This is a genomic window from Treponema sp. (assembly GCF_045657965.1).
Lineage (GTDB): Bacteria > Spirochaetota > Spirochaetia > Treponematales > Treponemataceae > Treponema_D.
Genome location: NZ_JAZOUG010000242.1, coordinates 1 through 8,687, shown reverse-complemented (window position 1 = coordinate 8,687; position 8,687 = coordinate 1). Strand labels below are relative to the sequence as shown.

8 protein-coding genes are annotated in these 8,687 nt (G+C 41.0%); 3 read left to right on the top strand and 5 right to left on the bottom strand.

The features are described 5' to 3' along the window. Positions 1–1,417: chaperonin GroEL (groL, locus tag ACKI5B_RS09115; RefSeq protein WP_407427980.1), on the bottom strand; the 1,417-nt coding region annotated here is incomplete at its 3' end. 170 nt (positions 1,418–1,587) lie between these two features. On the opposite strand from groL, the gene argB reads away from it, so the two are divergent. Then, entirely contained in the window at positions 1,588–2,490 is a 903-nt protein-coding gene (gene argB / locus ACKI5B_RS09110) for an acetylglutamate kinase (RefSeq protein WP_407427978.1), read from the top strand. Positions 2,491–2,503: 13 nt separating this feature from the next. Here the strand turns inward: argB and lptB are convergent, their stop codons facing one another. From lptB to lptC, 3 genes are read right to left on the bottom strand one after another with little or no spacing between them, the layout of a single operon-like run. Beyond that, positions 2,504–3,274, bottom strand: a complete 771-nt coding sequence (gene lptB, locus ACKI5B_RS09105) for an LPS export ABC transporter ATP-binding protein (RefSeq protein ID WP_407427976.1) — start codon at positions 3,272–3,274, stop codon at positions 2,504–2,506. Continuing rightward, a complete protein-coding gene (locus tag ACKI5B_RS09100) occupies positions 3,271–4,053 on the bottom strand; it encodes an LptA/OstA family protein (RefSeq protein WP_407427974.1) in 783 nt (260 codons plus the stop codon). The genes lptB and ACKI5B_RS09100 overlap by 4 nt, the downstream gene beginning before the upstream one ends. Further along, a complete protein-coding gene (lptC, locus tag ACKI5B_RS09095; protein ID WP_407427972.1) occupies positions 4,043–4,594 on the bottom strand; it encodes an LPS export ABC transporter periplasmic protein LptC in 552 nt (183 codons plus the stop codon). Before lptC ends, ACKI5B_RS09100 begins: the two co-directional genes overlap by 11 nt. A gap of 133 nt (positions 4,595–4,727) precedes the next feature. On the opposite strand from lptC, the gene ACKI5B_RS09090 reads away from it, so the two are divergent. Continuing rightward, a complete protein-coding gene (locus ACKI5B_RS09090) occupies positions 4,728–5,543 on the top strand; it encodes a CheR family methyltransferase (RefSeq protein ID WP_407427970.1) in 816 nt (271 codons plus the stop codon). 36 nt (positions 5,544–5,579) lie between these two features. Continuing rightward, entirely contained in the window at positions 5,580–6,785 is a 1,206-nt protein-coding gene (locus ACKI5B_RS09085) for a protein-glutamate methylesterase/protein-glutamine glutaminase (RefSeq protein WP_407427968.1), read from the top strand. A gap of 58 nt (positions 6,786–6,843) precedes the next feature. Here the strand turns inward: ACKI5B_RS09085 and thrS are convergent, their stop codons facing one another. Next, positions 6,844–8,601, bottom strand: coding sequence for a threonine--tRNA ligase (thrS, locus tag ACKI5B_RS09080; protein WP_407427982.1), 1,758 nt, complete (start codon positions 8,599–8,601; stop codon positions 6,844–6,846). Between the last annotated feature and the right edge of the window lie 86 nt (positions 8,602–8,687).

Here is an 8,687-nt window from a genome sequence, read left to right as displayed (position 1 = left end):
CGTTCTTTGCTTTTTCTGCAACAACTGCACCGTCAATTCCTGCGTTCTCGGCAATCTGGCGGATTGGCTCTTCAAGGGCGCGGCGGACGATTCGGAATCCGACCTTTTCTTCTTCAGTCAAATCTTTTGCAGCGTCGTCTGTGAGGGCTTTTGCAGCTTCAATCAAAGCGATACCACCACCGCAAACGATACCTTCTTCGAGAGCAGCGCGTGTTGCAGCAAGTGTATCTTCAACGCGGAACTTCTTTTCTTTCATTTCGGTTTCTGTGATAGCACCGATGTTGATTACAGCGACACCGCCAGAGAGTTTAGCAAGGCGTTCCTTGAGCTTTTCTTTGTCGTACTCAGAAGTTGATTTTTCAACCTGAGCCTTGATTTCTGCAACACGGGCAGCGATAGCATCTTTTGCGCCTGCACCGTCAACCAGAGTTGTGTTGTCTTTGTCGATTTTAACTGATTTTACCTGACCGAGCTGAGCAAGTTCAGTTGTTTCAAGTTTAAGACCGAGTTCTTCAGAAATTACTGTACCGCCAGTCAAAATAGCGATATCCTGAAGCATTTCCTTTCGGCGGTCGCCGAAACCTGGAGCCTTAACAGCAACACACTTGAGAGTACCGCGGATTGAGTTGAGAACGAGTGTTGCAAGAGCCTCGCCGTCCATGTCTTCGCAGATGATTACTAGAGGTTTACCTGTCTGAGCAACTTTTTCGAGCAATGGAAGAAGATCTTTCATTGTTGAGATTTTTTTGTCGTGAATCAAAACGAAAGCATCGTTGTAGTTAACTTCCATGCGTTCACGGTCAGTTACGAAGTAAGAAGAAATGTATCCACGGTCGAACTGCATACCTTCAACAGTCTTAACTGTTGTGTCCATGTTTTTTGATTCTTCAACAGTAATAACGCCGTCTTTTCCGACCTTTTCGATAGCGTCAGCAAGGATTTTACCGATTTCAGGGTCGTTGTTTGCAGAAATTGTAGCAACATGAGTGATGTCCTCGCTGCCTTTAACTGCGCGGCTGTTCTTTTTGATAGCCTCGACAGCAACAGCTGTTGCCTTGTCGATACCGCGTTTGATTTCGATTGGAGTCATGCCAGCAGAAACTGATTTGAGGCCTTCGCGGACGATTGCATAAGCCAGAACAGTAGCAGTAGTTGTACCGTCGCCAGCAACATCGTTTGTTTTTGAAGCAACTTCGCGTACAAGCTGAGCACCCATGTTTTCGTAAGGGTCTTTAAGCTCAACTTCCTTTGCAACAGAAACACCGTCTTTTGTGATTGTAGGTGCACCGAATTTTTTGTCGAGCATTACAAGGCGGCCGCAAGGACCGAGTGTTACTTTTACAGCCTGAGCAATCTGTTCAACACCAGAAAGCATCTTTTTGCGGGCTTCTTCATTAAAAATCAACTGTTTAGCCATTTTGTTTTTATCTCCTGTCGGTTACGTATTTACGCAGCCGTTATTTAATTTTTATACATTCATAAAAATACTGAAAAAAGCATTTATCGGCAAGAAAAATCTAAAAAAATAACTGACAATTAAGACGCTAATTTGTATAATATCGCAATTCGTTTTACATGGAGAAAATTATGAGCGAAAACACTGAAACTAAAGAAAAAATCGATCCGCGCTTAGATAATGAACACTGGTCCAATGTGCTTGTTCAGGCACTACCGTATTTTCGTCACTGGGTAGGAAAAACTGTCGTTGTAAAATACGGCGGTAATGCCATGCTAAATGAAGAATTAAAATCTGCTGTCATGAAAGATATTGTTCTGCTGAACACTGTAGGAATCAAAGTTGTTCTTGTACATGGCGGCGGTCCTGAAATTAACCATATGCTTGAAAGAGTCGGAAAAGAAAGCAAATTCATAAACGGTCTTCGTTACACAGATGCTGAAACAATGGAAATTGTTCAAATGGTTCTTACCGGCAAATTAAACAAGGATATTGTTGGCATTTTATTACAGGAAGGCGGAAAAGCTGTAGGTTTATCCGGCGTTGATTCAGGACTTCTGCGTGCAAAAAAAATTAATAAAGACGGAACAGACTTAGGCTTTGTTGGTGAAGTTACAGAAGTTCATCCGGAAATTGTACAGTCTTTACTGGATGAAGGATTCATTCCGGTTGTATCAACAGTTGCACTCGGCGAACAGGGAGATATGTCACGCTATAACATTAATGCAGATACAGCTGCAGCTAAAATCGCAATTGCATTAAATGCAGAAAAATTTGTTCAGCTTACAAATGTTCCGGGTGTTTTGCGGGATGTAAATGATCCAAAATCTTTGATTCAGCGTATTCATCTTGATGATGTTCAGAAATTTTATGATGACGGAACAATTGCCGGCGGTATGATTCCTAAAATCGAATGCTGTGTAATGGCAAGAAAAGGCGGTGTACCGCGAACGCACATTATCGACGGAAGAGTTCCCCACTCGCTTCTTATCGAAATGTTCAGCGACCGCGGTATAGGAACAATGATTTATTAAAACTGTACAGCCTTTACATGTGAAATGATTCGCCGAGATAAATTTCGCGTGCTTCAGGACTGTCAATAATTTCCTGCTTTGTTCCCTGAATCAAAATCTGACCAGTGCTTACTATAATTGCACGGTCAGTAATTTCAAGCGTATCACGGACATTGTGGTCTGTAATAAGAACGCCGATTCCCCTGTCTGCAAGAAGTTTTATCATACCTTTTATATCAGCAACAGCAATCGGATCAATTCCTGCAAATGGTTCATCAAGCAATAAAAATTTCGGTTCAATTGCAAGAGAACGGGCAATTTCCGTTCTGCGTCTTTCACCGCCGCTCAAGGTATAAGCATATTGTTTTCTGATTCTGCCGATGGCAAATTCTTCAATTAATTCTTCCAGTTTCTGTTTTTTTTCTGAACGCGATAAATCCGGTCGTGTTTCCAGAATTGACCAGATATTTTCTTCAACTGTAAGTTTTTTAAAAACACTCGGTTCCTGAGGAAGATAAGAAATTCCAAGCTGAGCTCTTTTAAACATAGGCAGCTGTGTAATTCTTTTATTATCAAGAAAAATTTCGCCGGAGGTTGGTTTATAAAACCCGACAATCATGTAAAAGCTGGTTGTTTTCCCGGCACCATTTGGACCTAAAAGTCCAAGAACTTCGCCGGTATGCATTTGAAAATCAACTCCCTGCACAACCTTCTTTTTACCAAACTGTTTATAAAGCGAACTTACACGCAACGTATGAAAAGTTTCTGAATTATTTTGAGAATCAATATTCTGCTCATCACTCATTCTTCTGCCACCTCACTAACTGCATCCGGCTTTTCTTCTTCCGGAATCTGATTATCAGACTTTTCCTCAACTGCAGGTTTTTCATCTGTACTTTCTGAAGGAAGTTCTTCATCTTTAGGATTTGCCTGCTGCTTTTCTTCTTTAGTTTCTTCCTTTTTGGAATCAATTACAGTTCCACTTACCCTGCCTGAAAGTGTAATTTCCTGAGATTTTAAGTCCAGTGTTATTTCCTGCGCCCTGAAAGAATCATCGCCCTGAACAATTTTAGGATTTCCGCTCATTTCAAGCATTTGTGCCTCTTTTTTATAGATTGCAAATGCCGAAGTACATACATTATTTTTTTGCCTGAGAGTAACCCCAATCTGCATTGTAGCAATTTCTTTATTCTGGTTGTATTCGATTATCTGGGCATCAATGGTAACATCATTTTCAAGATCAATCATATGAACAGAATCTTCCAGCTGAGCAAGCTTAGTCTGTCTGTCATACCGCAGCCTTCCGCAGGTAAAATTCATTTTTGTTTCAGTGTTTTTGCCTTCGACACTTCCTTCAGCAGTAATATATCTGAAATCTTCACCATTTAAAGTAATTAAATCTGCTTTTATTTCCATAGTGGAAGTTTTAACGAAAGAATTTCCTGCCAGCTTAGTTTCATCGGTTTTACTTCCCGACACCCCGGACATAAAATCAGCCTTAAATTGTATTTCTTCCGAAAAAACTGCAGATAATATCAGAAAATTAAAAAGGCAGAATAGAAAAATCAATTTTTTAATTTTCATTTTCGGCCTCATTTGTATTTATTATGCCGGAAACTTCATTGGAAAATGAGAAAGATTTGCTTACCCCGCTTGCACTGAATCCGAGCCCTGAAATAGTAATATTGTCTTTTGTAAGCTTTACTTCAGAATCTTTACTGCTGGTAATCTGTTCAGTTTTTTTATTAAAATTAAGTGCCTGAGCATCGATAGACATTTTCTGCTTTGGAAGATTTAATTTTATATCACCATAAAGTGTATAGATTTCATCGTTTGTATTTGCCGCAATAAGCTGACATTCACCACCCGTTTCCTGAGTACCATCTGAACTAAAAGTCTGGAATTCCGCATTTTTTACAAAAACAGCATTATCACTTTTATACTGCTCCAGAATTTCTGCTGACAGAAAAATATTTTTTTTATTTGATTCGTATTTTGTATAATTTGCGTTTTTAAAAGTAAATTCCGGAATAGAATCTTCACTGTTCTCACTTTTTAAATATTCAAGTGAACATGAAAAAGAGAAAAATGATAAAATTAAAAAAAAGCCGGGTGATTTTTTCATTATTTGTGTTATTATTTTAACATAGAGAGTTTGTTTATTTCAATCGAGAAATTTTAACTGAATTTCTGCCCCTAACCTTGCAGAATTCTTAAAATTATTTACAATTTAAAACTAAGGGTGTATAATTAGAGTTATGGCAGATTTATTAACAGATTCAGAATTTGATATGTTCCGAAAAGTCATTTATGACGAAAGTGGAATTACTTTCTCGGCTACAAACCGTTCAATTCTTGACAGCCGGTTGAAAGAAAAACTTCGGGAAAAGCAGCTCGATTCAGTTGAAGAATATTATCGTCTCGTAATGTCTAACAAAGAAGAAATGAAAATCATGCTTGATTCTGTTACGACAAATTTGACACGATTTTTCCGAAACCAGCCGCATTTTGACGCACTTGTAAATTATGTAATTCCCCATGTTCTGGAAAACAAACGTAAAACTGGTGATACAACAGTCAGAATCTGGAGTGCAGGATGCTCAACCGGTGAAGAACCATATACAATTGCAATGATTCTTGCTGATATTCTTCCTCCACCATATAAATTTCAGATTACAGCTTCAGATATTTCACTCAAATGTCTTATGACAGGTCAGGCTGGTTTTTACCCTGAAGCACGTGTAACAGGTATTCCTCAGAAATACCTTGACCGTTTCTTTACAAAAAATGACCGCGGCTATCAGGTAAAACCTGAATTAATGCAGACAATCAAATTCGACTACCACAATCTTCGAAATGATTCTGGTGCACGTAATCTCGATGTTGTATTCTGCCGGAACGTACTCATTTATTTCGACGAACCTGCTCAGAAAGCTGTTATAGACCGTTTCTGGAATTCAATGGCTTCAAATTCATATCTGTTTATTGGTCACTCAGAGAGTTTATTCGGAATGGAAACAAAATTTGAATTTTTAAAGACTGATTGGGCTTGTTTATACCAGAAACAGGTTTAATTTTTCTTTTTTTCTCAATTTTCACGGAGATAAAGTATGGACGATATATCAGTTCTTATTTGTGATGACTCTGCGCTCATGCGTAATCTTATTTCTCACGTCGTTGACGGAACGGAAGGTCTTACTGTTGTAGGTAAGGCAATGAACGGTCAGTTCTTAATCGAAAAACTCCCGCTTTTAAAACCAGATGTAATTGTTCTTGATATAGAAATGCCGGTAATGACCGGTGTCGAATTCCTACGCTGGCGCAAACAGAACCGCGTTGATATTCCTGTAATCATTCTTTCAAGCATTGCAGAAAAGGGTGCTGCTGTTACAATGGAATGCCTCGAACTGGGGGCTTCAGACTTTATTACAAAGCCAAACGGTTCAGTTTCAGCAGATATCAGCTCAGTTTCTGACAGACTGGTTGAGCTTATTTCCTCTTATGGGGGAGCTTATGCACGTCGTCATGGAAAAACAGTCCGGGGCGGTGATTTTTATTCAAATCTGGCATCAGAAAGAGCGGTTACCCGTAAACTTACGGCCGCAATGGGCGAAGAAAAAGCAAAAGAATTTCTTGCTGATGAAAAAAACAAGGCAGCAGCAAAATCTTCTTTTACTCCTTTCTCAGCTGCTCCAAAAGAACCTGCTGTTATCGAGCCGCTTCGTAAACCTGGAAAAATCGAAGTAATAGCAATCGGTATTTCTACGGGCGGACCTAACGCTCTCCGCGATGTATTTAAAATGATTGACCCGCATTTAAAACAGCCGGTTCTCGTTGTTCAGCATATGCCTGCAGGCTTTACAAAAGAATTTGCAAACTCACTCGACAAAATATGCGCTTTATCAGTTAAAGAAGCTGAAGACGGAGAACCTATTGAAGGCGGTAAAATATACATTGCACCGGGTAACTATCACATCTATGTTGAACAGACACCACTCGGCAAAAAACTTCTCCGCTTATCACAGGATGCACAGCGCAATGGTCACAGACCTTCAGCAGATGTTTTATTTGAATCAGTTGCAAAAGTTTATCAGAACAGGGCACTTGGAGTAATAATGACCGGAATGGGTAAAGACGGTGCAGTTGAACTTGCCGAAATGCGCAAACAGGGTGCATGGACTTTAGGTCAGGATGAAGCAACTGCGATTGTTTATGGTATGCCTAAGGTAGCTTATGAATTAGGCGGTGTACAGAAACAGGTGCCGTTAAACAAAATGGCCGATGAAATCTCAAAATTAGCGCGAGAAAATGCTTAAGAAGCACTTATAAAAAAGCACTTCATTTCAGGAAGTGCTTTTTTTGTTTTATCACGTTTTAGATTCCTACAACGTGATTATTGATTTTGTCCTGAACATAAGCAATAAATTCTTCGATTTTCATTGTCTTCTGTTCAAGTCCGCTTGACTGGCGGAATCGTACTGTTACAGTTCGATCTTTCTTTTCGTTTTCGCCAAGAATCAGGATATACGGAGTTTTGTGCTCTTTTGTAATTGTCTTGATTTTTGAGCGCATATTGTCGCTTGAAAGATATGCGTTTGAGCGGATATCAGCTGACAAAAGCATATCGTTTACTTCGCGTGCGTAATCGTCGAAGTCGTTTGTAACCGGAACGATTGCAACCTGTTCAAATGCAAGCCATGTCGGGAATGCACCGGCAAAGTTTTCGATTAAGATACCCAAGAATCGCTCGAAAGAACCAAGGATTGCACGGTGAAGCATTACCGGGTGGTGTTTCTGGTTGTCGGCACCGATGTAAGTTGCATCCAATCGTTCTGCGCTAGGAAGCTGGAAGTCAGCCTGAATTGTACCGCACTGCCATTCCCGTCCGATGCAGTCGTAGAGTTTGAATTCGAGCTTTGGTCCGTAGAAAGCACCTTCTCCCGGCTGGATTTCGTAAGTAAGTCCTGCTTCATGGCATGCATCGGCAAGTGCTTTTTCGGCTCTTTCCCATGTAGCCAAATCACCTACATGGTCTTCAGGCATTGTTGAGAATTTTACGACCAGATCATCAAAACCGAAATCGTGGTAAACGCGTTTAAGGAGCTTACAGAACTTTGCAACTTCTGAAGCTACCTGCTCTTCTGTACAGAGAATGTGAGCGTCGTCCTGAACGAATCCGCGGACTCGCATAACGCCGTGCAAAGTTCCGCTTGCTTCGTTTCGGACATCGTGACCGAATTCTGCCAGTCGAAGTGGCAAATCTTTGTATGAACGCTGGCGGCTCTTGAAAATTTCAAGTGCACCCGGGCAGTTCATCGGCTTAATTGCGAACAAACGTTTTTCTGACTCCGTAATGAACATATTGCGCTGGTAGTGATCCCAGTGACCGCTTCGCTCCCAGAGAGTGCGCGGCATGATTGCAGGAGTGTTGACTTCGGAATAGCCGTCGCGGCGAACCATTTTGCGCATGTAATCCTGCATGGTGGTGTAGATTGTCCATCCGTTCGGGTGCCAGTAAACCTGACCCGGGTTCTCCGGATCTACATGGAACAAGTCCATCTCAGTTCCGAGCTTTCGGTGGTCGCGCTTTTCAGCTTCTGCGAGCATTGCAAGATAGTCTTTGAGGTCGTTCGGTTTTGCAAAGCAGAGTGCGTAGACTCGTGTGAGCATAGGGCGGTTTGAATCCCCGCGCCAGTAAGCACCTGCGATTTTGTCGAGTTTGAATGCCTGTCCGTTGATTTCTTTTGTTGTTGCAACGTGAGGGCCGCGGCAAAGGTCGAGGTAGCCGTCCTGCTCGTAAGTTGTGATTGTTTCGCCTTCAGGCAAATCTTTAATCAGCTCAAGTTTGTAAGGTTCGTCAGCAAAAATTTTGAGTGCTTCTTCTTTTGAAACTTCCTTGCGGACAAATTCTGCGCCTGTTGCAAGGATTTTGCGCATTTCTTTTTCGACGGCTGCAAAATCATCTTCGGTCAATTTGGTAGTGGCGGTGGTAAAATCAAAATCATAATAAAATCCGTTTTCGATAGCAGGTCCTATTGCAATTTTAGTACCTGGAAACAAATGCTTAACGGCTTCCGCCATAACATGTGCGCAAGAGTGACGCACAATCTGAAGTTTTTCATCAACTGCCATAATTGTACCTTCTGTTTTCTGAATGCCGAACATTGGAATTACTTGCAATTCCAAAACAAGCTCTCGGCGAGAACCGGCCATAAAAC